Origin of the sequence: Siphonobacter aquaeclarae (assembly GCF_900103285.1) — a bacterium.
Classification (GTDB): Bacteria; Bacteroidota; Bacteroidia; order Cytophagales; family Spirosomataceae; genus Siphonobacter; species Siphonobacter aquaeclarae.
Genome location: NZ_FNGS01000007.1, coordinates 292,517 through 315,680, shown reverse-complemented (window position 1 = coordinate 315,680; position 23,164 = coordinate 292,517). Strand labels below are relative to the sequence as shown.

Below are 23,164 nucleotides of genomic sequence, written 5' to 3'. Positions count from 1 at the left end.
TGGCTGGTGAGCAAACGGGCTCGAAACGGCTGGTATTTAGCTGTAAGCTCCAATGCGAACTACTCCCGCCTATAGCCTATAGCTTAAAGCCTAAAGCCCACGACACGCTACTCCCTCTTCATCCGATACACCCGCACATATTCCACTTCCATTTTTTGCGGGAAGATCGATTCGTCGACGCCTTCCTTTCCACCCCAGTTTCCGCCGACGGCGATGTTGAGAAGCAGGTGCTGCGGCTTGTCAAACGGCCACTCCTGCCAGCCCTTTCCGGTATTGGAAAACGTGAAATACTGTTCGCCGTCGATAAAGGCTTTGATGGACGCAGGCGTCCATTCAATGGCATAGTCGTGGAAGCTTTCCATCGCATCCGGAATGACCTTCTGGGCGTTTTTCTGGGTATGGATGACGTGGTTAAAAGCCTTGGTATGAACCGTAGCATGGATGCGGTTGGGATCATACCCGACATGCTCCATGATATCAATTTCACCGTTATCCGGCCAGTAGGTTTTGCTGAGATCGCTCTGACTGGCCAGCGTCCAGATCGCCGGCCACGTACCTCGCCCTTTCGGCAGCCGCGCCCGTACGACGATCTTTCCGTAGGTCCAATCGCCCTTGCCCTTCGTAACCAGCCGGGCCGAAGTATACTGCCGGCCCTGGTAGTCTTCCTTCCGGGCTTCGATGATCAGTTTCCCGTTTTCGACACGGGCGTTTTCGGTACGGTCTTTTGTGTAATACTCCAGCTCGTTGTTGCCCCAACCGCCTCCACCGACGTCATAGCCCCATTTTTTAGGATCAGGCAAGCCGGAGTAGTTGAATTCATCTGACCAGACGGGCGTCGTTTCAAAGGAATAACGGGGATCTTCTTTCCCGCAAAAGAGCAGGGAACCGCTGAGGAGTAGTAACAGGCTGCGTTTCATAGTCGAGGTTATTTCCGGCAAGTTACAATCTGGCCGGTACCTGCCCTGTTTTTTATATACCTTAAAATGAAACGAGTGCGGTTAAACCTGCCTTCCATATGCGTATCTCAGGAAACAAACGCCGACACGTTTTCCTCTTGCCATGAACATACACGAAGCGAAACACCTGTTTCTCCGGGCCGGCTTCGGCGCCACGCCGGAAGAGCTCCGCGAAGCCGGGCGGCATTCCACCCGAAAGGTCGTGCGCCGGCTGCTCGAAGATGCTGACAATGCGCTGACGCTCCATTCCATCGATCCGCAGCAGGTAGGCTATTCCCGGAAAAACCTGCTCGAAATGGTCATGCAGCGCGACAGCCTCACCGCTGAACAGCGCAAGCAGATGGTGCGGGAAGTACAGCAGCAGGACCGCGACCAGATCGGAGACCTCAACTTCGCCTGGCTCACGCAGATGGGTCAGGGGAAAAGCGCCCTCCGGGAAAAAATGACGCTATTCTGGCATGGGCATTTCGCCTGCCGCAGCAACAATCCCCTCTTCGTTCAGCAACAGAATAACCTCCTGCGGGAACATGCGCTCGGGAAGTTCGGCGACCTGCTGGGAGCGATTTCGAAGGATCCGGGCATGCTTCAGTTTCTCAACAACCAGCAGAACCGGAAGCAAAGTCCCAATGAAAACTTCGCCCGGGAAGTCATGGAGCTATTCACCACCGGGCGCGGCGCGTATTCCGAAAAAGACATCAAAGAAGCCGCCCGGGCCTTTACCGGATGGGGTTTCAATCCGAAAGGCGAGTTTGTCTTCCGGAAAAACCAGCACGACGACGGCGAGAAACTGTTTCTCGGCAAGCGCGGAAATTTCAATGGGGAAGATATCCTCGCCCTGTTGCTGGAACGCCCCGAGACTGCCCGGTTCGTCGTCGGGAAAGTATATACCTATTTTGTCAACGACGTTCCCAATCCGGCGGTCATAGCCGACCTGGCCAAAGACTTTCACAAAAAAGACTATGACATTCGCTGGCTGATGGAGGAGATTTTCACCTCTTCCTGGTTTTATGAACCGCAGAATGTCGGCGTCCGGATCAAATCTCCGGTGGAATACCTCGCGGGCCTGCAACGTACGCCGGGTGTCTCCTATGGCAGCAAGCAATCCGTCTTATATGTGCAAAAAGCGCTGGATCAGGTCCTTTTCTACCCGCCGAATGTAGCGGGCTGGCCGGGCGGTACTGCGTGGATCGATTCGTCGAGCCTCCTTCTGCGCATGAAACTGCCTGAAGTGATTCTGCAATCGGCAGAATTGAATTTCCGCGCGAAATCGGACGGCGACGTCAACACCGACTATCTCTCCAAACGTGGCGCCAGGCAGTTCCGGGATGCCCAACTGGATTGGAGTGTATTCGGAAAACCGTTTGAAGGACTTTCCGGGGAAGGACTTCTCGACGCCCTGACTGAGACCCTGCTCCAGCGCCCGCTCAGCCCGGCACAACGCCAGCTGATTCTCCGGCGCCCGCGGAAAACAGAGCTGCGGGATTTCACCCTCGCTCTCCTGACACTTCCCGAATTTCAACTCTGCTGAGCCATGAACCGAAAAGAGTTTCTCCGCCAATCGGCCATCGCCGCCATCGGTACCTGGCTGGTACCCGACTTTGTCAAGGCTTACGAACACCGCTCTCCCCTCCGTCAAAACGATAAAATACTGGTCGTTTTGCAGTTTTCAGGCGGAAACGACGGGCTCAATACCATCATCCCCTACCGCAATGATATTTATTACCGGGAGCGGCCGCGGCTGGCGATACAGGCGACGGAATCACTCCCCTTCACCGACGAAATGGCCTTTCACCCGGCCCTGTCGAAGCTCCGGAAATGGTACGATGACGGTTATTTCACGGTGCTGTCGGAAGTCGGGTATCCCAACCCCGATCGTTCTCATTTCCGGTCGATGGATATCTGGCAAACGGCCAGTGATTCAGCCGACTACCTCCGCACCGGCTGGATCGGGCGATACCTCGACGCCCAGTGCAACGGCGCCTGCCAAGCATACCATGCGGTGGAAATCGACGACCAACTCAGCTTATCGATGAAGGGTACCGCGGTGAAAGGACTGGCTGTTTCCGACCCGCAACGTCTTCACAATCAAACACAAAACAAGTTCTACCAGGAGCTTGCGAAAGTCAATCACGAAGAGTACCACAATGTGGATTACCTCTATAAAACCCTGGCGGAGACGATTTCCTCATCGGATTACCTGTATGCCAAAACGAAGGTAACCGAGCCGCCGGCGGTATACCCGGCGCATGACCTTGGGCGGAAAATGCGGACGGTTTCCGGGTTTATCCGGTCAGGCGTCGAAGCCTCGGTATTCTACGTATCCCACGGCAGTTTCGATACCCATGTCAACCAGAAACCCCAGCAGGATCGCCTCCTCGGGCAGTATGCGGAGGCGCTCGACGCCTTCCTGGCTGATATGAAGAAACTCGGCCGGCTCGACGACGTCATCGTGATGACCTTCAGCGAATTCGGACGGCGCGTCCGGCAGAATGCCTCGAACGGCACCGATCACGGAACGGCCAATTGCCTTTTCTGGGCAGGTGGTACGCTGAAACCGGTGCCGGCGCTGTCGGCAGCACCCGACCTATCCCGGCTCGACGAAGGCGATCTGCGCTACCGTACCGATTTCCGGGATGTATACGCGACGCTGCTCGACAAATGGCTTCAGGTGGATTCCACCGCTATTCTCGGCCGGAAATTCCCCGGGTTACCTCTGGCCTGAGCCGCCTGCGTCTTTTCCGGACGGCGCCGAAGCGGTATGTTTGTGTATGCTTCAGAAAACCCGCGGCCTCGTGCTGAATTACATCCGGTACAAGGAAACGTCGATCATCGTCCGGATTTACACGGAAGAGTTCGGCCTGCAGAGCTACATCGAAAACGGCGCGAGAAGCAGCAAGGGAAAGAATAAAATGGCACTGTTTCAGCCCCTCACCCTACTCGACCTGGTGGTGTATTTCAAGGAAAGCGGGGGGCTGCAGCGGTTGTCCGAAGTGAAGGTAGGATATCCGTACCGCAGCATTCCGTTTGACATCGCGAAATCATCCATTGCGCTGTTTATGACGGAGATACTGGGCCGTACGCTGCGCGAGGAAACCGGAAACCCGCTTCTCTACCGCTTTTTATCCGAAAGCCTGACCTGGCTTGACCAGGCGCCTGACGGGTTTGAAAATTTTCACGTCTGGTTTCTGCTCCGGTATAGCTTCTACCTCGGCTTTGAGCCGCAGACGGCGGCGCAGCTCTCGCGGGAGCTAAAAGAAGCAGGCTATCCTATTCACGATGAAGAGACGCTGGTGCTGCTCGATGCACTCCGGCATAATCCCGACCTGCGCCTGAACCGGGCCAAAAGGCATTATTTACTCGAGGTACTGCTCAAATTTTACGAACTTCACGTGGCAGATATGGGCGAGATCAAGTCCCTGGAAGTACTCCGCACTATTTTTACCTGAAACAGCACACAAAAGATCGCTTTTTTTCGGAGCGCGGCTTGGCGGCTTGCCAAACTATTGCTACTTTTGCGTTCCAATTTCCGAAAGCACTGATAAACTAAGCAATACGCTCATGGCAAAGAAAGGCAACCGCATTCAGGTCATCCTCGAGTGCACCGAGCAAAAAAATTCTGGCGTTCCGGGCATGTCACGGTACGTAACGGTGAAAAACCGCAAGAATACCACTGCTCGTATTGAACTCAAAAAGTACAACCCTTTCCTGAAGAAGCACACGCTCCACAAGGAAATCAAGTAATTCCTGATCTCAGCGATCCGGTTGAGTTATCGGTTCACGGCAATCGCCGGCAGATAACTTGAAAACTGCTGAGCCGCATTGTTCACTGATAACATTTTACTGCAATGGCAAAGAAAGTAGTAGCAACCCTGAAGAAAGAAGGGGGCGTTAAATACGCTAAAGTCATCAAGGCTGTGAAAAACCCGGCTACTGGTGCTTATACCTTCAAGGAAGAAATCGTTCTCCAGGACGAAGTTCAGTCTGCGCTGAAGAACTAGTCGACCATGACGCGTCATTCCTGATCCTCCGAATATTCTTCGGGGGATTTTTTATTGTAGATTTGGGACGGGTATGGCCTGTCGCCGCAAGGAAGGCCGCCCTCTTAACAACATAACTAATGGGCTTATTCGATTTCTTCACCAAGAAAAAGGAGCAAATTCAGCAGGAGCAGGCGGAGTCGCTCGACAAAGGTCTTGAAAAAACCAAAGAGGGTTTCTTCTCGAAGCTGAGCCGGGCCATCGTGGGCAAGTCGAGGGTGGATGAAGAAGTACTCGATGAGCTGGAAGAAATCCTGATCTCCTCCGATGTCGGGGTCGAAACGACGGTCAATATCATCCGCCGGATCGAGGCCCGCGTCGCTCGTGATAAATTCACCAGCACCACCGAACTCGACTCCATCCTCCGGGAGGAGATTGCCGGGTTGCTGTCTGAAAGCCGGTCGGCCGACGTTTCCGGCGATTTCGACACACCTCTGGGCGTCAAGCCGTATGTGATCATGGTTGTCGGCGTCAACGGCGTCGGCAAAACCACGACAATCGGCAAGCTGGCGGCTCAATACCACAAGGCAGGCAAGAAGGTAGTCCTCGGCGCCGGCGATACGTTCCGGGCCGCGGCCGTAGACCAGCTCAAACTCTGGGGCGAGCGGGTCGGCGTACCGGTCATCGATCACGGCATGAATACCGACCCCGCGTCGGTAGCGTATGACGCCGTGAAGCAGGGCGCGGAAACGGGCGCCGACGTCGTTATCGTCGATACCGCCGGCCGTCTCCATACCAAAATCAACCTCATGAACGAGCTATCGAAGATCAAGCGCGTCATGCAGAAGATTTCCCCGGAGGCGCCGCATGAGGTACTGCTGGTACTCGACGGCTCAACCGGCCAGAACGCATTTATCCAGGCGCAGGAATTTACCAAGGCTACGGACGTGACATCCCTTGCGATCACCAAGCTCGACGGTACGGCGAAAGGCGGCGTTGTGATTGGTATCTCTGATCAGTTCAAGATTCCGGTGAAGTACATCGGCGTCGGGGAGCGTATCGAAGACCTCCAGGTATTCAACAAGCGGACTTTTGTAGACAGTCTGTTCAAGAAAGACTGATCTATTTCCGCTTTAAACGAAAAAGACAGGCTGTGATGGCCTGTCTTTTTGCTATTTCTTCATCTCGTTGAGTTCGACGAGGTATCCGTCCGGATCGGGAATATAAATCTGCTTGACGCCGTCGAAACGCACCTGCGCGTGATACGGATAGTTTCGCGCCTTGAGGTATGCTTCGGCTTTCTCCATCGATTCCACGAAAACAGCGAAATGGCTGCCATTGCGGTCGTTTACCACCGGCTCGGTACGCCCGGCAAGCAGGTGGATCTGCTGGTCGGTCCCGATTTTAAACCAGGCGCGGATCGCCTTCAGATCCGCCGGAACTTCAATCCGTTCGAGGCCGAGGAAATCCCCGTAAAACTTTGCAGAGGCCTGAATGTCCTTTACCTGCAATGCCAGGTGGTTGTGCTTGACGATACCGATCTTGTCCTGAGCTGATAACGAGAGGGATACTCCCAAAAAGAGAAGCAGAAAAAGCCGCATGCGCATAAGAGGAGTTAGAGGCATAAAAAAACGTTATCCGGAATCCGGTTAGACTCCCAGATAACGTATTTGTCAAATCAGCGCATCAGGGGATGGGCAGTACCTTGCTTTCCTTGAAGGTCGACAGGATGACCATCGTCTGGGTGCTGGCAACTTCTTCGATCTCGTTGATCTTTTCCAGCATGAGGCGCTGGTAAGAAGAAATATCCTTCGAAATCACCTTCAGCAAAAAGTCTCCGGAGCCGGTAATGTGGTGGCATTCCACTACTTCCGGAATGGAATTGATCTTTTCAACGAAGGAATCGGTTACCTGCTTTTTGTGTCCGACCAGGGTGATCTGCACAAATGTTGTCACACCGAGACCGACCTTTTCCCGGTCGAGCTGCGCATGGTAACTCTGAATGATCCCGGAGGTTTCCAGTTTTTTTACTCGTTCCAGCGTAGGAGCAGGCGAAAGACCGATTTCCTTGGAGAGTTGCGCGTTGGTAATCTTGGCATTGGACTGCAATATCTCAAGTACTTTGCGGTCGATGTGGTCGAGTTTCTGAAGTGTGTTCATATACGCGGAATTGCGAGAATTTTATTCGGTGAGTGGCAGAACTTTTGCCAGCAAATTTCAAAAAAATACGGCAAAAAAGCATTAATGTAAAATATAATTTTTTTCTGCCCCCTAAAACAGGATGTAATCCCTTCCAAAAGACGGCGGAGCAAAAACGAAGATTATTCGGATTTAAGAAGCCATAATTGGATTCTGGCCGGATCCTTTGAAATCGGGGGTGCAAATTTCGTCATTAGACTCCCCCCCTTGTCAAGTTTTTTCGGGATTAAACTTTTAAACGGCGGATAGACGGATTCTTTACCCAAATTCGGGGAGCGGTGCGCGGGGGATTTTACGGGGCAGACTAGCCTTCCGTGCAAAAGGGATGTACCTTTGCCTTTTCACTGTCCTGCTCTGAAGTACCTTGCTATTCCGCGACGTTCCCGGCCTGCCCGAACTCAAAGAAACCCTGATCCAGTCGGTCAGGAACGACCACGTGGCACATGCCCAGTTGTTCCATGGTCCGGTCGGAGGCGCCGGGCTTCCACTGGCTATCGCTTTTGCTACCTACCTCAACTGTGAGAACCGCGGAGAAAACGACGCCTGCGGCTCCTGCGCTTCGTGTGTTAAAATGCGGAAGCTGGCCCATCCCGACGTCCATTATATCTTCCCCGTTGCCATTACCAAAAAAGTAAAGGACAACGAATCCGACGCCTACATGCCGCTCTGGCGGGAATTTATGGCGGCCCAGCCGTATGGTTCGCTGTCCGACTGGCTGACGTTCATCGGAGTGGAAGGCAACCGGCAGGGAAATATTTCCGCAGAAGAAGCCCGGAATGTCATCCGGAAGATTTCCCTCAAGGCATATGAGGGAGAATACAAGATCCTGATTCTCTGGCAGCCGGAACTGCTCAATGTCTACTCGGCTAACGCCCTTCTGAAAATCCTGGAGGAACCGCCCGCAAAAACGGTATTTCTGCTGGTGACAACGGATGCGAACCGGCTTCTGACGACGATCATCTCCCGAACCCAGCGAATCGGGGTACGGGCGTTTACGGAAGAGGAAGTAGCAAACTACCTGTCGGCCACAACCGATGCGAAGCAAGCGAAGCATCTGGCCTACCTCAGCGAGGGAAACCTGGCCAAAGCCCTGGAGCTGGCAACCGGCGAAGGCGCCGAAGAACACACCTGGTTTGCCACCTGGATGCGCCATTGCTACCGGGGATTGCCGTCGTTTCCCGATGTGGTGAAACTGGCCGACGAATTCGACTCGAAATCCAAAGAAGCCCAGAAAAACCTCATGGCCTACGGCCTCAACGTCTTCCGCGATCTGCTGCTCTGGCAGGGAGGTACGCCGGAACTGGTACGACTGGAAGGAGACGAGCTTACCTTTGTTCAGAATTTCTCAAAAGTAATTGTCCCCGAACGCATTGCGTTCATTGTGGAAGAGCTCACCACAGCTTACTACCACCTGGAACGAAATGTCAGGGCTAAAATGATCTTTCTCGACCTTTCGCTTTCGCTGGCGAGACTGATGAGAAAGTAACAGTATTGACGCTATGAAAATCAGAATTGGTTCCCGGGGTTCCCGGCTGGCCCTCTGGCAGGCCGAATACGTTGCCGAGCAGCTCCGCCACGGCGGGCTCGATCCGGAAATTGTCATCATTGAAACCCGGGGAGACAAAATCCTCGACCGCTCCCTTTCCAAAATCGGCTCCAAGGGCGTGTTTACGGAAGAACTGGAAGAGCAGCTGCGCTCCGGGGAAATCGACATTGCCCAACACTCTGCCAAGGACCTGCAGTCTTCCCTCGCCGAAGACCTCGAAATCATCGCCTTTACGCCCCGGGAGGCCGTCAACGACGTGCTTTTCAGTCTTAACCCGGAGCTATCCCTTGAATCGGGAGAGCCGTTCGTCATCGGTACCTCCAGTACCCGGCGTGTCGCCACCCTGAAGCGGTATTATCCGCATATTCAGGTCGTAGACATGCGGGGGAACCTGCAGACGCGTCTTCAGAAACTGCAGAACGGCGCCTGCGACGCGCTGCTGCTGGCCTATGCGGGCGTCCACCGGATGGGATATGAAGAGTTTATTGCGGAACATTTATCTACAGATATTTTTACGCCGGCCGTCGGGCAGGGAAGCGTCGCCATCGAATGCGCCGCCAGCCTCGATCCGGTCAAGAAAGCCCGCGTCCGGGAGCTGCTCAACGATCCCGTCACCGAGCAGTGTATCCGAGCCGAACGGACGTTTCTGGCCGTACTCCAGGGTGGATGCAGCGTGCCGGTATTCGGACTGGCTACGCCCCACGGCGACCGTATCGCCCTGACGGCCGGTATTATTTCACTGGACGGAAAACAGGAACTCAGGCGCACCGAAATCAACGATGCCGGCAAGGCCTCTGACATGGCGCAGCAACTGGCCGAGCGCCTCCTCCGCCAGGGTGCTGCCGAAATCCTCCGGGAAATCCGTTCCGCCCTTTGATCCGACTGATGCGCACCTATCTGCTCTCCGCCATACTGCTACTGGAGTTACTGTCTCCCGCCATTGCCCAGCGCCGTGACTACCTCGTCACGATCAAAACGCCGTACGGCCCTGTTCAGGCTGTTTTGTTTGACCAAACGCCGAAGCACAAGGCCAACTTTGTCAAACTCGTCAAAGCGCATTTTTACGACGGCGTCCTGTTTCACCGGGTTATTCCCCAGTTCATGATTCAGGGCGGTGATCCGAAGTCGAAAGGCGCCGAAGCCGGCGCTCCTCTTGGCTCAGGCGACGTTGGGTATAAAGTACCGGCCGAGTTTCACACCGGCCTGTTTCACCGCAGGGGTGCGCTGGCTGCTGCGCGCGACAATAATCCGGAAAAAGCTTCTTCCGGGTGCCAGTTTTACATCGTTCAGGGGAAAGTCTATACCGACTCGACGCTCGCGCCGCAGCTAAAGCGTGCGGGCAGAATGCCGACTGATGAGCAGAAAAACGTCTATAAAACCGAAGGAGGAACTCCCTGGCTGGATGGCAATTACACCGTCTTCGGGCAGGTAATCAGCGGCCTCGCTGCCGTCGACAGTATCGCAGTGCGCCCGCGGAATGCCGCCAACCGCCCCTTGTCTGACGTAGCGATGACCATGACGGTCAGGAAGATAAGCAAGAAAAAGATTCGCCGGCGGTATGGTTATGTTTTCCCTGCCTTCTAATTTTGCTGCGGGCTATCGGCTAATATTCCTTTCTTCTCCCCACAGAAATGACTCAGAAAAAAATACTTATTACCGGTTCCAACGGTCTGCTTGGACAGAAACTGGTTTCCCTTCTTCTTCAGCAACCTGACATCTCTCTGATCGCAACCGCCCGCGGCGCAAACCGCCTGCCGGATACGGAAGGGTACGAATACCGGGAAATGGACATCACGGATCCGGAGCAGGTAGCTGCCGTGATGGATGCCGTCCGGCCGGACGCAGTTATCCACACCGCCGCGATGACGAATGTGGATCAGTGCGAATCCGAAAAAGAACTCTGCTGGGCGATGAACGTCCTCGCAGTGGAATACCTCGTAAAAGCCTGCGAAGCACATGGAAGCTTCCTTTGCCACGTATCGACCGATTTTATTTTCGATGGAAAAAACGGTCCCTACCCCGAAGAGGCCGCTCCGAGCCCATTGAGCTTTTATGGCTGGAGCAAATATGCTGCCGAGGAGGTCGTCAAGCGTTCCGGTATCCGATGGGGCATCGCCCGTACGGTACTGGTCTACGGCATCGCCGCCGACATGAGCCGGAGCAATATCATCCTCTGGGTAAAAAAATCGCTGGAAGACGGGAAAACGATCAAGGTGGTAACCGATCAGTTTCGCTCTCCGACACTGGCGGAAGACCTTGCCCAGGGCTGCTGGCTCATCACCGACAAGGAAGCCCAGGGTATCTTCAATATCTCCGGTAAAGATTTTCTGACGCCTTACGAAATGGCGATTGCGACGGCAGACTACTTCGGGCTGGACAAATCTCTCATCACCGAGGCTGATTCCAGTACGTTTACGCAGCCTGCCCAGCGCCCGCCCCGTACCGGCTTCATTCTGGATAAAGCCGTCAACGTTCTCGGGTATAAGCCGCATTCCTTTGAAGAAGGTATCGGCATTCTCGCCCGCCAGGTCGCGGAACGCGGATAACCCGATCCGCGTTGTACAGGGAAATGGAAGAACTTCTGAACGCATACGGACGGGAACGAAAACCCTGTCTGTTTGTGCTCGATTACGAATTGCAGCACCCGCTGGTCTGGCCGCTGGACGACGTCCCGTCCGGGCACGTGTGGTATGACCTCGGCGGCAGGACGAATGTCCCGCCGCTGGCGGTCAGGCCGGACGCCTTTTCCTTTTCCCGCTTTCCTGTTCCTTTTGAAGAATTCCGGCGAAAATTCCGGTATGTACACGACGAATTGCTGGCCGGGAATTCCTTCCTGACCAACCTCACCGTCCGGACGCGGGTGGAAACCTCGCTTTCTTTCCGGGAAATCTTTCAGCGAAGCCAGGCGAGGTACAAACTTTACATCGACTCCCTGCCGGAAGGCAACCCCTGCCCGCCTTTTGTCTGCTTTTCTCCCGAAATCTTTGTCCGGATCGAAGGCAACCGGATCGCTTCCTATCCGATGAAGGGAACGATGGACGCCACCCGGGAAACCGCGGCGGAAGAACTTCTCGCAGACGAAAAAGAACGGTTTGAGCACGCGACGATCGTCGACCTCATCCGGAACGACCTCGCCCGGATTACGACCACGCGCTGGGTCGAACGATTCCGATACCTCGAAGAAATCCGCACCAATGGCAAGCCGCTGCTCCAGGCCAGTTCGGAAATCGCCGGTACCCTGCCCGAAGGCTGGCAAAACCAGCTCGGCACCCTGCTTGCCCGCCTCCTTCCCGCCGGTTCGATCACCGGTGCGCCTAAACCCAAAACCATGGACATTATCCGGGAAGCCGAAGGCGAACCCCGGGGCTATTATACCGGTATTGTCGGTTTGTTTGACGGGAAAAACCTCGATACCGGCGTACTGATACGCTTTCTGGAACAAAGAGACGACGGCCTGTGGTTTCGGTCCGGCGGCGGGATTACCTTTCTGAGCGAAGCGGAAAAAGAATACCAGGAAGTCATCGACAAAGTATACCTCCCCATCCTCTCCTGATGCAACTGCTCGAAACCATCCGGTATGCCGGCGGAACGCTGGAAAACCTGTACTACCACAACGACCGGCTCAACCGGAGCCGGAAAGCACTCTGGCAGCAGTATGATCGTCTCGATCTGGAGGACCTTATCCCGATACCGGATAACCTGGCCGACGCGCCTGTATACCGCTGCCGGGTACTTGTCAGTGAAGCGGGTATTGACCTGGCGGAGTTTATCCCCTATACCAAACGGGAGGTACGCTCTTTGCAGGTAAGAGATGCCGGAGAACTGGACTATGCCCACAAGTACGCGGACCGGACAGCGCTCCAGGAAAAAGCGGAAGGAATCGAAGCCGACGAGGTATTATTTGTCCGGAACGGCCTGCTCACAGATACGAGCTATGCCAATGTTGCTGTTTTCGACGGAAGTGAATGGTATACCCCTCATCAGCCGTTGCTGGCAGGTACGCACCGCGCCCGGCTGCTCGCCACGGGGCGTGTTATTCCCGAACGACTGGCCGTCGACGACCTGAAGTACTTCCGCGAAATACGCCTTTTCAATGCCATGATGACGTGGGATGAGTCGCCTACCCTACCCGTCACCGCGATCCGGCTATAGCGCCGGTTTTGATTTCAATTTCAGACGACGGACCTTTTTCCGGACTGCTTCCATGAACGCGTTTCCGGGATCGGTTTTCTGAGTGATGTAGTTGGGATCTGTTTCTTTCCACAACGGCGTATTCCGGAACGCATAATACTCGTGATGCCCGATGAGGTATTCCAGCGGGTACCGGGCAGCCAGGTACTTCACGATGCGGATATTGGCTTTGACCTGCGCTTCGGTCAACGGATGGCCGCCGCCGTCTCCCACGTTTTCCACCCCTACTGCCATGTAGTTCAGGCCGATGCAGTGCCGGGCAAAGGTCGTATCCGGAAGAAGACGGTAGATGGTGCCGTCGTAATCCACCAGAAACTGCACGGACACATTGAGCGCGCTGTTGGTTTGAAGATTGGCGCGACCTTCCAGTACCGGCTTGTCGAACGCCCGGAATGAACCTTCCAGCGTCGGGATAGCGGTCCAGTGCAGCACGACCATTTTCGGAATGATCGTTGGCTCGCTTTTTTCGATACCGTGCCGGCGGGAAAGGTATTCGAGCGAGAGTGCCCGGCGGGTGGAATCCCAGACAATGGGTCGGTTGACGACTTTCAGCGTCGGGCGACAGGATGCAAGCGCCGCCACGAAGGCGAGCAGGAGTATGTTGTTGAGAAGAAGTAACCGCTTTTCCATTTCCCGAAACTAACCCAAAGAACGACGGAATCCGCAGCGGCCGCGCCGAAATACCCCGCCTTCCCTTCCAAACGGTAAAAAGCCGGGACGAAGGCACGGAAAATCCCGGCGCAATCGCCTAACTTCCCGCTGTTCAGCCTTACGCGCAATGAAATCCCTGCTTAAGAAATTCCTCCTCATGGTCGACGTGTTCGGGTTCTTCGAACGCGACCCGTTCGGCAACCTTGTTTTCACCAAGCGGGTGCTGATCGCCAGTCTGGGGTTTCTGACCTGGAGCCGGTACATGTGGACGAACAAAACCCGTATTTCCGGCACCGAACACCTCGAAAAACTACCGCAAAACGGGGTTCTTTTCCTCTCCAATCACCAGACGTACTTCGCCGACGTTATCTGCCTGTACCATATCTTTTGCAGCGTCAAATGGGGATTCCGGAACTGGATCGGGCTGCCGGTATACCTGCTGGCGCCGAGAGCGCGGATGTACTATGTCGCCGCCAGCGAAACCATGAAAGACAGCGGCCTGATCCCGAAAATCTTCGCGCAGGCCGGCGCCCTGACCGTCAACCGCTCCTGGCGGGCAAAGGGGCAGGACGTTCACCGGGAAGTGGATAAATCGGCAGGAGACAAAGTAGGCAAAGGACTTTCCGACGGCTGGGTAATCAGTTTTCCACAGGGAACTACGAGTCCATACGCTCCCGTTCGGAAAGGAACGGCGTTTCTCATCAAAGAACATCATCCGATTGTGGTACCCGTGGTCATCAACGGCTTCCGCCGGGCGTTTGACAAAAAAGGATTACTGCTCAAAAAACGGGGTTCCATCCTCTCCGTTACCTTCAAGGAACCCATTGAATTTGACCCGTCACTCTCCGTCGAAGAAATCACCGCCCGCATCGAAGCCTTCCTCGAACAGGATTACCCGGAAGGGAAGGAGTGGTTTAGTCGGGTGAAGGGGAGGTGAGGCGGGTTTTCAGTTTTCTGTTTTCTGTTTTCTGTTTTCTGTTTTCTGTTTTCTGTTTTCTGTTTTCTGTTTTCGGTTGGCAGTTGGGGTGAGACCGTGGGCTTACATAACCCGGCGTAACCAGCTCGGCAACAAGTGTTTGATTGTCCCGGCTCCGCACTGCCGGAGGAAGCAGTCGCCAACCGAAAACTGAAAACTGAAAACCGAAAACCGAAAACCCTCCCTACTTTTGTCCCCTTCCGCATTCCCGATATGAATTCCATTCAATACGACTATAAACCCGACCACCACGTCCGTTCCGACCCGAACAAGTACCGGGTCGAAAACCTGAGGTCGGAGGAGATGATTCTCAGCCTCGGGCCTCAGCACCCTTCTACCCATGGCGTACTGCGCCTGGAGGTGGTGAGCGACGGGGAGCTAATCGTTGACGTGGTTCCTCACCTGGGTTACCTGCACCGGTGTTTCGAGAAACATGCGGAGAATCTTCCGTTCAATCAGATCATTCCGTTTGTAGACCGGATGGATTACCTCGCCGCGATGAACTCCGAGCATGTTTATGCCATGGCTGTTGAGCGGATGCTGGGAATCGAGAACGACATTCCGAAGCGGGTGGAATACATTCGGGTACTGGTCGCAGAGCTGAACCGGCTGGCCTCGCACTTTGTCGCCATCGGTACCTATGCGATGGATATTGGCGCCTATACGCCGTTTTTGTGGCTCATGCGCGACCGGGAGCACATCCAGCGCATGCTCGAATGGGTCTGCGGGGCGCGGATGCTCTATAACTACATCTGGATCGGCGGGTTGTTTTACGACCTGCCCGTCGGGTTTGAACAGCGCTGCCGCGAGTTTCTCGTCTACCTGAAACCCAAACTTCAGGAGTTGCAGGAACTGGTGATTGAAAACGAGATTTTTGTCCGCAGAACGGCGAACATCGGGGTACTTCCCCTTTCGATGGCCATCAACTACGGCTGCACAGGGCCGGTTTTAAGAGGCTCCGGCCTCCGCTGGGATTTGCGCCGGGCAGACGCCTATTCGGTGTACCCGGAGCTGGACTTCGAGATTCCTGTGGGGCAGGGATTGGTTGGCACCGTGGGCGACTGCTGGGATCGCAACCACGTCCGGGTACTCGAATGCCGGGAGTCTCTCCGGATTATCGAGCAGTGTCTTGATCAGCTGGAAGGAACGTACAAGCGGACAACAGACTTTGACCCGCAGGCTTTCGTCCCGAAAAAAATACGTCCGAAAGCCATGGAATTCTACGCCCGTGGCGAAGGAGCAAAGGGAGAATTGGGCTTTTATATCAAAACGGACGGTAAATCAGACGTACCGGTTCGGATGAAAGCCCGCGGGCCTTCGTTCCATAACCTCTCCGTTATCCATGAACTCAGCCGGGGGGCACTGCTGGCCGACCTGGTTGCAGTAATCGGTTCGCTGGACCTCGTCATGGGGGAAGTGGACCGCTGAGTATCCATTCACTTCAAACAAAAAACCATGTTCCGTCTTGACCCAGAGCGCAATTATCCCAAGAAAACCGAATCGCATTCGATCATCCGGTTTCAGGATTGCGACCCGCTCCAGCACCTGAACAACGCCAAATACCTCGATTACTATTTCAACGCCCGGGAGGACCACGTCTTTTCGATCTACGGATTCAAGACCGACTATACCTTCCGGAAGTACAATTGCAGTTGGGTCGTCTACAACCACCAGATCGGATACGTCCGGCCGGCGAAGGTCAGCGAATGGGTGACGATCATTACCAGCGTGATTTATTTTGATGAAAGCACGATGGTAACGGAATACGTCATGACCAACGAAAACAAAACCGAGCTGAAGAACGTGATGTGGACGACGTCGAAGTATATCTCGGTTCCGACGGGTAAAGTAGTCCCGCACCAGGAAGATATTCAGCAGTTTCTCAAAACCGTTTCCGTAGAGGGTGTGGATTTTCCGGAGATTACTTTCAACGACCGGATCAGGCAGATTAAACAGGCGCTGATCGAGGGAAGGTATTGATGCTATAAAACGAGCGGGGGCGGCCTTCGGCCGCCCCCGCTCGTTTTATCCCCACGCCTTTCGCAAAAACCGCAGCCAATTCCCGTGAAAAATCCCCTCTATATCCTCTTCCGAATAGCCTCTTTTCCGGAACAGGTCGGGCAGTTTCTGTAAATCGGCAATGGTTTCGAGGTCGTACGGGCATTGTTCGCGACCGAACGCGCCGTCCAGATCCGTACCGATCCCGATATGCCGGGTATTTCCGACGACCTGGCAGATGTGATCGAGGTGGTCGATGAGTACGTCGAGGTTGCAATTCATCCCCTCCGGCGTTGAAACGCCCCGTACCCAGTTCGGCACCATCATCCAGGCATCGAGCGCGCCGCCGATAACCGCACCGCGGTCTGCCAGCGCCCGGATCATTTCGTCGCTGAACTGCCGGTTATGGTTGACGAGGCTGCGGCAGAGGTTATGGCTGGCCCATACCGGACCGTTGAAGTGGTCGAGCGCTTGCCAGAAGCTGTCGTCGCACAGGTGCGTGGCATCGAGAATGATGTTCAGCCGCTCCATTTCGCGGAGCAGCCTGAGACCGGCCATATCCATAAAACCCGTCGCGTCGGTTCCCTGCGCATAGCGGCCGGGGCCGTAGTGAGCGGGGCCGATGGCCCGAAGTCCATAGTTCCAGGCACGTTCTACATGCCCGACGGTTACGAGGGAATCGGCGCCTTCCAGGCTGAGTATGTACCCGATGGGCTTGCCATCGTTCGGTGTACCGTCGTTCCAACGGGCCAGGTGTGCGTCAAGCGTAGCCCGATTGGTGATGGGCGTCAGCTCTCCGGCTTCTTCCATGGCCTTGTACCAGGCCACCTGGGCCTGGGTCTGAGCCCAGGCCTGCTCGGGCGAATGCCAGCCGGGCAGGGGATTGCCGGGCGCTACGTACCGGGCAATCTGCGTGGCGACAACAATACCGATATTTCCGCGGCGAAGCTCCGGAAACGAAACGGTGGCTTTGCCGCGGTCCGGCTTGTCGGTCATGCCGGCCTCACGGGCATTGATATCGGCGACGGGCAACCGGAGGTCCCGGTTCCACTCCATCGCGTTCATGCTCAGGTCGAGGTGCGCGTCAAACGTAAACATGAGGTCAGGCGAGTTCAAAAAGGGCTTCGATTTCTACCGGAATGTTGTCGGGCAGCGAGCCGAACCCTACGGCGCTGCGAACGCCGATGCCGTTTTCTTCTCCCCAAACCTGCGCAAACAGCTCCGAACAGCCGTTGATGATATACGGATGCCGCTCAAATTCCGGCACGCAATTCACCATTCCGAGTACCTTGATGACCCGCTTTACGCGGTCGAGACTGCCGAGGTGGGTTTTGATCGTCGACAGGATCGTCAGCCCTACCTGACGGGCTGCTTTCTTACCCGCTTCGGTGTCGATATCGCTGCCGATCCGCCCGATAATCAGGCTTTTATCGTCCTGAACCGGACCATGCCCGGAAACATACAGGTATTTCCCGTCGATCAGGTACGGCTTATACACACCGAGCGGCAGAGGCGCCGGCGGCAGGTGGAGGCCCAGCTGGGCAAAAGAAGCTTCGGGGCTAAGGCGTTCGGAGGTTGTGCTCATATCACAAAAGGGTTTGCATCTTTTGCAAACATAGCGAAGTATCCCTTCTGAAACTGCGGGAAAGAAGGAAAAAATTCCACCCGAACCGCGTCATATTTTGCAGTATCAGCAAATAAAATGCAAATTTTGCAACAAACCGATCAGAACCAAACCGTTCGCTCAGTATGCCGAATATCCTTCGGTGCTTTTTCTACCTTTGTTGATCCATCACTTCTTACCGAATGGCCGTTGTTTTGTTGAAGGAAGATCGCAAGAACCTGATCATTAATCAGTTAAATCTGCATACCCGGATATCCCTGTCCGATCTGGCGCAAATTTTGCATGTTTCGGAAGACACCATCCGCCGGGACATCAACGACCTGGCCGAAGAAGGAAAGCTGATCCGGATACGGGGTGGCGCCATGTCGAAAGCGTACCACTACAATGCCGGTCCGGTTGAAAACTATTCACAGGAGCAGAAGGCCCGCATCGCCGAAAAAGCAGCGGCGCTGGTAAAGGAAGGGATGCTAGTACTGATCGGCGGCGGCACGACCATCCGGGAATTTATCCGGGCGATTCCGGACGACCTCCAAGCTACCTTCCTGACAGTCAACCCATTAACCGCTGTCGAATTACTCGACAAACCCTTACTGGAGATTATCCTGATCGGCGGCCCGGTTTCCCGACACAGCCGGATGACGGTCGGCGCCGACGTCGGTGAGCGGCTCTCCGAAATCCGGGCAGATCTCTGTGTAATGGGTACTACGGCGCTCGACGCGCAGGCCGGTATGACCGACTCCCACTGGGAAACCGTGCAAACGAAAAAGGCCATGATCCGCGCCGCCAAAAAAACGGCCGTTCTTTCCATCTCGGAAAAGATGAACTCGGTACTGTCCCTCAAGGTCGCAGACCTGCGGGATATCGACTACGTGGTGACCGAACTGCCGCCCGATTCTCCGGGTCTGGCGCCGTATAAGGAAGCAGGTACTACCCTGCTTTGAGCTATTCCACCAACTGGTAAATGCAGGGGAGATTCCGTCCGAGGCCATCGTAATCCAGGCCATACCCCAATACAAAGCGGTTTTCGATAGCAAAACCCACGTATTTCAAGTTGACCGGAATACGCGTAGCTTCCGGCTTGTGCAGCATCGTAGCGATCTCCACCGAACGGGGTTTGCGGGCGGTAAGCTGCCCGAGAAGCTCGGCCATGGTATGACCCGTATCCACGATGTCTTCAATGATGATGACGTCCCGGTCCCGGATGTCTTCGTTCAGCCCCAGGACCTGCTTGACGACGCCGGAAGTTCCCGTTCCCTGATACGAGCTTACCCGGATGAAGGTAATCTCGCACGGTATTTTGAGGGACTTCATCAGTTCGGCAACGAAGAGGAACGACCCGTTCAGAACAGCGATGAGCAGCGGCTGGCGATCCGAATAGTCGGCATTGATCTCCGCAGCGAGGTACGCAATGCGGTGTTCAAGGGTTTCCTTGTCAATAAAAACGTCGAAGAACTTATCGTGGACCTGAATCACAGCCATGGAAGTTTGGATGAAAGAAAGGGCGAAAATACGCGGTTCCGGAATAAAATGCCGCAATCCACGCCCGGCGTTCGTACCTTTGCGGACAGAGAATTTTCCGGCCGCTCATACAACTACCCTTCCGATACCGTTGAATAGGCGGATGGTCATGAACGACACCGGAATCCACACAAGTCATGAAAATCAAGGCCTTATTCTTTCTTCTTTTTCTTCCTGCCTTCGTCTTTGGCCAATCTTGGTGGGAAACAACGGAAAAAAACGAGCAGGAACGCTCGGGTGGCATTCTGCTGAAACGCATGGAAGTGCAGATCGAAGCTACCGAGGCGATCAATGCGATGTATAATTACAACTTCCCGGAAGCCACGCGGGAATTTGGATACCTCAAAGCGAAATTTCCGGAGCACCCTCTGCCCTACTTCCTCTTTGGGTTGTCGGAATGGTGGAAAATCGTCCCGAATACCGACAATACCATGTACGACTCCAAGTGCGAGCTCTACATGGATCAAGCTATTGAAAAAGCGGAAGTTTTGTACGAAAAAGGCGGTAATGAGCAAATTGAAGCAAGTTTCTTTCTCGCAGCGGCCTATGCCTTCAAAGCCCGTCTGTATGCCGAGCGCAAAAAATGGCTGAAAGCCAGCGGCGCCGGAAAAAGCGCGCTCAAGTACTTCGATAAGTGCAAAGGGCATCAGGACTTTTCGCCGGAACTGGCTTTCGGCGACGGCCTTTACAACTATTACCGACAGTGGGTCCCCGAAAACTATTCGGCGTTGAAGCCTATTTTCTGGTTTTTCCACGAAGGAAATAAAAGCCAGGGGATCGGTCAGCTGGAGTGGGTATCCCGGAATGCGTTTTACACCCGGACCGAAGCGCAATACTTCCTGCTGCAGATCTATTCCATGGAAAACCAGCACGAAAAAGGCTATCAACTGGCCCGGTACCTGCATACGACCTATCCCTGGAACCCCTATTTCCACCGGATGTATGCCCGGGAATGCTTTGTAACCGGTCGTATTCAGGAAGCGGAGACTTCCGCCAAAATGCTCCTCGAGCGGTTCGACAACAAGCAATATGGCTATGAGCCGGTTGGCGGGCGCTATGCGTCCTATATCCTGGCATACTACAATCAGTACTTTTATCACAACTATTCCGCTGCGAAGGATTACTACAAGCGTACAATTTCCTTCGCTGAAATGAACGATGCGAATGAATCGGGCTATAATACGTCGGCCTTGCTCAACCTCGGGAAAATAGCTGACGCCGAAGGAAACCTCGAAGAAGCGAAGCAATACTACGAGAAGGTAATCGACTACGCCGATCGCAAGACCGCGCAGCGGGAAGAAGCGAAAAAGCTCCTGGCAGAGAACCGGAAAAAGTTGAAAGCCCTGCGCAAAGCCCAAAAATGAGCCATGAACGTCCTCGCCATCGGAGACATACACGGGCGCCGGAATTGGGAAACCCTCCGGTTTGAGGACTATGACAAGGTCATCTTTGCAGGCGATTATGTCGACTCCTATCACGTCGACGAAGCGGAAATCACAGACGTCTTTACCGCCATTCTTGCCCTGAAACGCAACGATCCCGATCGGTTTGTCCTGCTTCTTGGCAACCATGACGTTCATTACCGGTATTTTCCGGAATATCCCTGTTCCGGTTTCCGGCCGGCAGCGCAGTCCGTGTGGAGCCGTCTTTTCCGGGACAATGAAGACCTTTTCCAGGCCGCATGGCAATACCGGAAGTATCTCTTCACCCATGCCGGCGTTTCGGAGCGCTGGGCCCGCAAACATGGCATTGCCCCGTCTTCCGATCTGTTCAACAGTATGCTTAGTCACCGCGACGGCAGGGATATCCTCTTCGAATGCGGTGCGCTGCGTGGCGGAGCGCCGTCGGCGCTGAGCGGTATTGTATGGGCCGATCAGCGGGAAACCTACCGGGATTTTTACCCGGGCCTGCACCAGGTAGTGGGCCATACGCCGCAGCCGTTTATCCGGCGGGTCGGTGATGAAGACGGTTCTGTCACCTATATCGATGTGCTGGAACGGACGACTGCCTTCTGGGAAAAAGTACTTGCATAACGTCCTTTTTTTCAGTTGGTTTGACGGGCAACCTGACTTCTTCTCCCATGCATTACTTCTTCCGGCTCATTGCTCCGCGTACGACCTACCACCTGGATATGTCTGACGCCGAACGAGCCCTCATGACACAGCACATCGACTACTGGAAAGCACTGACCGATGCAGGAACTTCCCTGCTGTTTGGCCCCGTTTTCGATCCGAAAGGGGCGTTCGGAATGGCCGTTATTGAGGTTTCTTCGGAGGATGAAGCCCATGACCTTTCACAAAAAGACCCCGTCATTGCTGCCGGGGTCTGTACGTATGAGCTGATTCCGATGCGTATCGGCGCGATTCGGAAAGCCTAGTGAATTTTCGCCTTCAGGTCTTCCGGAAGCACGGCTTTCGGCACAATCACCGTCACCGTATTGAGCGCGAAGTAGGGTTCCGAAACATAGATATAGCCTTTGTACGGACCTACTTCGCCCCAGGAGTTTTTCACGAGATAAAACTTTTTGCCGGAAGGACTGGCGGCCATACCTGTGATCTGCATGAGGTGGTCGTCGGTCGTGACCTGCGTATCAAACAGGCGCTGACGTACCTGCTGATCGGTGGGCTTTTCCGGGGCATCGGGTTCCGCTGAAGACGGTTTCGACACATATTCCAGGGCATATCCTTTGTCCTGACCCCAGCCGGGATTGCTGACATCAGCATCCCACATAACTGTATAACCTGCTGATACCGAAGTTTGTACAACAGACGAAAGCTCTTCCAGCGGAACATTGAGGTAGCTGCCGTTCGCCCAGTTGTCCGGAATTTCAACGATAAACGGCTGGTAGAACGGGTGGTGAGAAAAGCTGGTCAGGCCGATATAATCGTCGGCATGAAATTGTAATACTTCCTCTGCAAACTGTCGGGGCGTATAGGTTTTCCCCTGGTAGTCAAACTGTTGCGGAATAGCGCCCAGGCGTTCGTCCAGGATACGGACAAAGCCGGTTTCCCAATCTGCCGGAACCGGAGTTTTCTTCAGGATATCCGTCAGGTATGCCCGCAGGTCTTTGACAAGCTTCTGATGATCGTGCGTCCGCGCGCCGTTGACCAGCCCCGAATAGGCTGATTCGGGTACGGCTCCGTATTGCGCAATCGCGTTCAGGACGTCGTGACCAAGACCGCCTTCGTCGAACTGCGCCTTTCCCTGCCGCCGCACATAATTCCGGGCCTTCTCCAGGTAAATATTACGGACGATGTACATCTCCGAAAGATCAAATTCCCCCAGGTTTTTACGCAGGCATTCCGATTCGACGACAGCCGTCGTGGAAAAGCACCAGCAAGTACCTGTAGATCCCTGGTTTTTTACAGGGGTTGCAGGTAGCTGGCGGGTGATGTGTACGCCGAGTTCGGGGGTTTGGGCGAGGGCGGCCCCGCCCGACAGCAGGCAGGCGACCAGCACAAAAGAACGTTCAAATACCTTCATAGTCTGCAATCTACCGGAACCGGCAGAGTCCTTCTGTCCGGTTCC

The 23,164-nt window shown here is 54.7% G+C and carries 27 protein-coding genes; 19 read left to right on the top strand and 8 right to left on the bottom strand.

The features are described 5' to 3' along the window. Nucleotides 1–107: 107 nt before the first annotated feature. Nucleotides 108–917: a glycoside hydrolase family 16 protein gene (locus tag BLR09_RS19280; protein WP_093205995.1), complete on the bottom strand. Its 810-nt coding sequence runs from the start codon at nt 915–917 to the stop codon at nt 108–110. Nucleotides 918–1,059: 142 nt separating this feature from the next. Between BLR09_RS19280 and BLR09_RS19275 the strand changes: the two genes are divergently transcribed. From BLR09_RS19275 to ftsY, 6 genes are all read left to right on the top strand, one after another. Further along, nucleotides 1,060–2,484 carry a DUF1800 domain-containing protein gene (locus BLR09_RS19275; RefSeq protein WP_093205993.1) on the top strand — a complete coding sequence of 475 codons (1,425 nt, stop codon included), beginning with the start codon at nt 1,060–1,062 and terminating at the stop codon, nt 2,482–2,484. Nucleotides 2,485–2,487: 3 nt separating this feature from the next. Continuing rightward, nucleotides 2,488–3,678, top strand: a complete 1,191-nt coding sequence (locus tag BLR09_RS19270) for a DUF1501 domain-containing protein (protein WP_093205991.1) — start codon at nt 2,488–2,490, stop codon at nt 3,676–3,678. A gap of 46 nt (nt 3,679–3,724) precedes the next feature. Beyond that, nucleotides 3,725–4,402 carry a DNA repair protein RecO gene (gene recO, locus BLR09_RS19265; protein WP_093205989.1) on the top strand — a complete coding sequence of 226 codons (678 nt, stop codon included), beginning with the start codon at nt 3,725–3,727 and terminating at the stop codon, nt 4,400–4,402. A gap of 112 nt (nt 4,403–4,514) precedes the next feature. Further along, nucleotides 4,515–4,697: a 50S ribosomal protein L33 gene (rpmG, locus tag BLR09_RS19260; RefSeq protein ID WP_093205987.1), complete on the top strand. Its 183-nt coding sequence runs from the start codon at nt 4,515–4,517 to the stop codon at nt 4,695–4,697. Between the two features lie 104 nt (nt 4,698–4,801). Further along, nucleotides 4,802–4,954 carry a DUF4295 domain-containing protein gene (locus BLR09_RS19255; RefSeq protein ID WP_093205985.1) on the top strand — a complete coding sequence of 51 codons (153 nt, stop codon included), beginning with the start codon at nt 4,802–4,804 and terminating at the stop codon, nt 4,952–4,954. A 119-nt stretch (nt 4,955–5,073) separates the two neighbouring features. Continuing rightward, entirely contained in the window at nt 5,074–6,054 is a 981-nt protein-coding gene (gene ftsY, locus BLR09_RS19250) for a signal recognition particle-docking protein FtsY (protein WP_093205983.1), read from the top strand. A 51-nt stretch (nt 6,055–6,105) separates the two neighbouring features. Here ftsY and BLR09_RS19245 read toward each other — a convergent pair whose 3' ends face one another. Next, entirely contained in the window at nt 6,106–6,534 is a 429-nt protein-coding gene (locus tag BLR09_RS19245) for a VOC family protein (protein WP_093205981.1), read from the bottom strand. Nucleotides 6,535–6,619: 85 nt separating this feature from the next. After that, nucleotides 6,620–7,093: an Lrp/AsnC family transcriptional regulator gene (locus BLR09_RS19240; protein ID WP_093205979.1), complete on the bottom strand. Its 474-nt coding sequence runs from the start codon at nt 7,091–7,093 to the stop codon at nt 6,620–6,622. A 403-nt stretch (nt 7,094–7,496) separates the two neighbouring features. Here BLR09_RS19240 and BLR09_RS19235 point away from each other — a divergent pair, with 403 nt between their 5' ends. The 6 genes from BLR09_RS19235 to BLR09_RS19210 are packed head-to-tail and all read left to right on the top strand — an operon-like array spanning nt 7,497 to nt 12,830. Further along, nucleotides 7,497–8,618, top strand: a complete 1,122-nt coding sequence (locus tag BLR09_RS19235; RefSeq protein WP_093205977.1) for a DNA polymerase III subunit — start codon at nt 7,497–7,499, stop codon at nt 8,616–8,618. A 13-nt stretch (nt 8,619–8,631) separates the two neighbouring features. Beyond that, entirely contained in the window at nt 8,632–9,555 is a 924-nt protein-coding gene (gene hemC, locus BLR09_RS19230; RefSeq protein ID WP_093205975.1) for a hydroxymethylbilane synthase, read from the top strand. Nucleotides 9,556–9,563: 8 nt separating this feature from the next. Next, nucleotides 9,564–10,262 carry a peptidylprolyl isomerase gene (locus BLR09_RS19225; RefSeq protein ID WP_093205973.1) on the top strand — a complete coding sequence of 233 codons (699 nt, stop codon included), beginning with the start codon at nt 9,564–9,566 and terminating at the stop codon, nt 10,260–10,262. A gap of 47 nt (nt 10,263–10,309) precedes the next feature. After that, nucleotides 10,310–11,224: an SDR family oxidoreductase gene (locus BLR09_RS19220; RefSeq protein ID WP_093205971.1), complete on the top strand. Its 915-nt coding sequence runs from the start codon at nt 10,310–10,312 to the stop codon at nt 11,222–11,224. Between the two features lie 23 nt (nt 11,225–11,247). Beyond that, complete coding sequence (locus BLR09_RS19215; RefSeq protein ID WP_093205969.1) at nt 11,248–12,231, top strand: aminodeoxychorismate synthase component I; 984 nt, start codon at nt 11,248–11,250, stop codon at nt 12,229–12,231. Further along, a complete protein-coding gene (locus BLR09_RS19210) occupies nt 12,231–12,830 on the top strand; it encodes an aminotransferase class IV (RefSeq protein ID WP_093205967.1) in 600 nt (199 codons plus the stop codon). Before BLR09_RS19215 ends, BLR09_RS19210 begins: the two co-directional genes overlap by 1 nt. On the opposite strand, the gene BLR09_RS19205 is transcribed toward BLR09_RS19210, so the two are convergent. Next, nucleotides 12,825–13,499 (bottom strand): N-acetylmuramoyl-L-alanine amidase, encoded by a 675-nt coding sequence (locus tag BLR09_RS19205; protein WP_093205965.1) that lies wholly within the window; start codon nt 13,497–13,499, stop codon nt 12,825–12,827. The genes BLR09_RS19210 and BLR09_RS19205 overlap by 6 nt on opposite strands. A gap of 148 nt (nt 13,500–13,647) precedes the next feature. Between BLR09_RS19205 and BLR09_RS19200 the strand changes: the two genes are divergently transcribed. The 3 genes from BLR09_RS19200 (at nt 13,648) to BLR09_RS19190 (ending at nt 16,476) form a co-directional block, all read left to right on the top strand. Then, nucleotides 13,648–14,457: a lysophospholipid acyltransferase family protein gene (locus BLR09_RS19200; RefSeq protein WP_093205963.1), complete on the top strand. Its 810-nt coding sequence runs from the start codon at nt 13,648–13,650 to the stop codon at nt 14,455–14,457. Nucleotides 14,458–14,709: 252 nt separating this feature from the next. Beyond that, nucleotides 14,710–15,924: an NADH-quinone oxidoreductase subunit D gene (locus BLR09_RS19195; protein ID WP_093206096.1), complete on the top strand. Its 1,215-nt coding sequence runs from the start codon at nt 14,710–14,712 to the stop codon at nt 15,922–15,924. A 27-nt stretch (nt 15,925–15,951) separates the two neighbouring features. Further along, nucleotides 15,952–16,476 (top strand): acyl-CoA thioesterase, encoded by a 525-nt coding sequence (locus BLR09_RS19190; RefSeq protein ID WP_093205961.1) that lies wholly within the window; start codon nt 15,952–15,954, stop codon nt 16,474–16,476. 45 nt (nt 16,477–16,521) lie between these two features. On the opposite strand, the gene BLR09_RS19185 is transcribed toward BLR09_RS19190, so the two are convergent. Together BLR09_RS19185 and BLR09_RS19180 are read right to left on the bottom strand one after the other, a co-directional pair. Beyond that, nucleotides 16,522–17,592: a dipeptidase gene (locus BLR09_RS19185; RefSeq protein WP_093205959.1), complete on the bottom strand. Its 1,071-nt coding sequence runs from the start codon at nt 17,590–17,592 to the stop codon at nt 16,522–16,524. Between the two features lie 4 nt (nt 17,593–17,596). Further along, a complete protein-coding gene (locus tag BLR09_RS19180) occupies nt 17,597–18,079 on the bottom strand; it encodes a RidA family protein (protein ID WP_093205957.1) in 483 nt (160 codons plus the stop codon). A 221-nt stretch (nt 18,080–18,300) separates the two neighbouring features. On the opposite strand from BLR09_RS19180, the gene BLR09_RS19175 reads away from it, so the two are divergent. Next, nucleotides 18,301–19,059, top strand: coding sequence for a DeoR/GlpR family DNA-binding transcription regulator (locus BLR09_RS19175; RefSeq protein ID WP_093205955.1), 759 nt, complete (start codon nt 18,301–18,303; stop codon nt 19,057–19,059). Between the two features lies 1 nt (nt 19,060). Here the strand turns inward: BLR09_RS19175 and hpt are convergent, their stop codons facing one another. Further along, a complete protein-coding gene (hpt, locus tag BLR09_RS19170) occupies nt 19,061–19,591 on the bottom strand; it encodes a hypoxanthine phosphoribosyltransferase (RefSeq protein ID WP_093206094.1) in 531 nt (176 codons plus the stop codon). Between the two features lie 182 nt (nt 19,592–19,773). On the opposite strand from hpt, the gene BLR09_RS19165 reads away from it, so the two are divergent. Genes BLR09_RS19165 through BLR09_RS19155 form a run of 3 tightly spaced genes read left to right on the top strand, consistent with a single transcriptional unit; the run spans nt 19,774 to nt 22,013 of the window. Beyond that, nucleotides 19,774–21,000: a tetratricopeptide repeat protein gene (locus BLR09_RS19165; RefSeq protein ID WP_093205953.1), complete on the top strand. Its 1,227-nt coding sequence runs from the start codon at nt 19,774–19,776 to the stop codon at nt 20,998–21,000. Between the two features lie 3 nt (nt 21,001–21,003). Further along, on the top strand, nt 21,004–21,669 hold the full coding sequence (locus tag BLR09_RS19160) for a metallophosphoesterase (RefSeq protein ID WP_093205951.1): 666 nt from the start codon (nt 21,004–21,006) through the stop codon (nt 21,667–21,669). Between the two features lie 47 nt (nt 21,670–21,716). Then, the gene (locus tag BLR09_RS19155) at nt 21,717–22,013 is read left to right on the top strand and encodes a YciI family protein (protein WP_093205949.1); all 297 of its coding nucleotides are present in this window, start codon (nt 21,717–21,719) and stop codon (nt 22,011–22,013) included. Here BLR09_RS19155 and BLR09_RS19150 read toward each other — a convergent pair. Next, nucleotides 22,010–23,119: a C1 family peptidase gene (locus BLR09_RS19150; RefSeq protein WP_093205947.1), complete on the bottom strand. Its 1,110-nt coding sequence runs from the start codon at nt 23,117–23,119 to the stop codon at nt 22,010–22,012. The genes BLR09_RS19155 and BLR09_RS19150 overlap by 4 nt on opposite strands. Nucleotides 23,120–23,164: the final 45 nt, after the last annotated feature.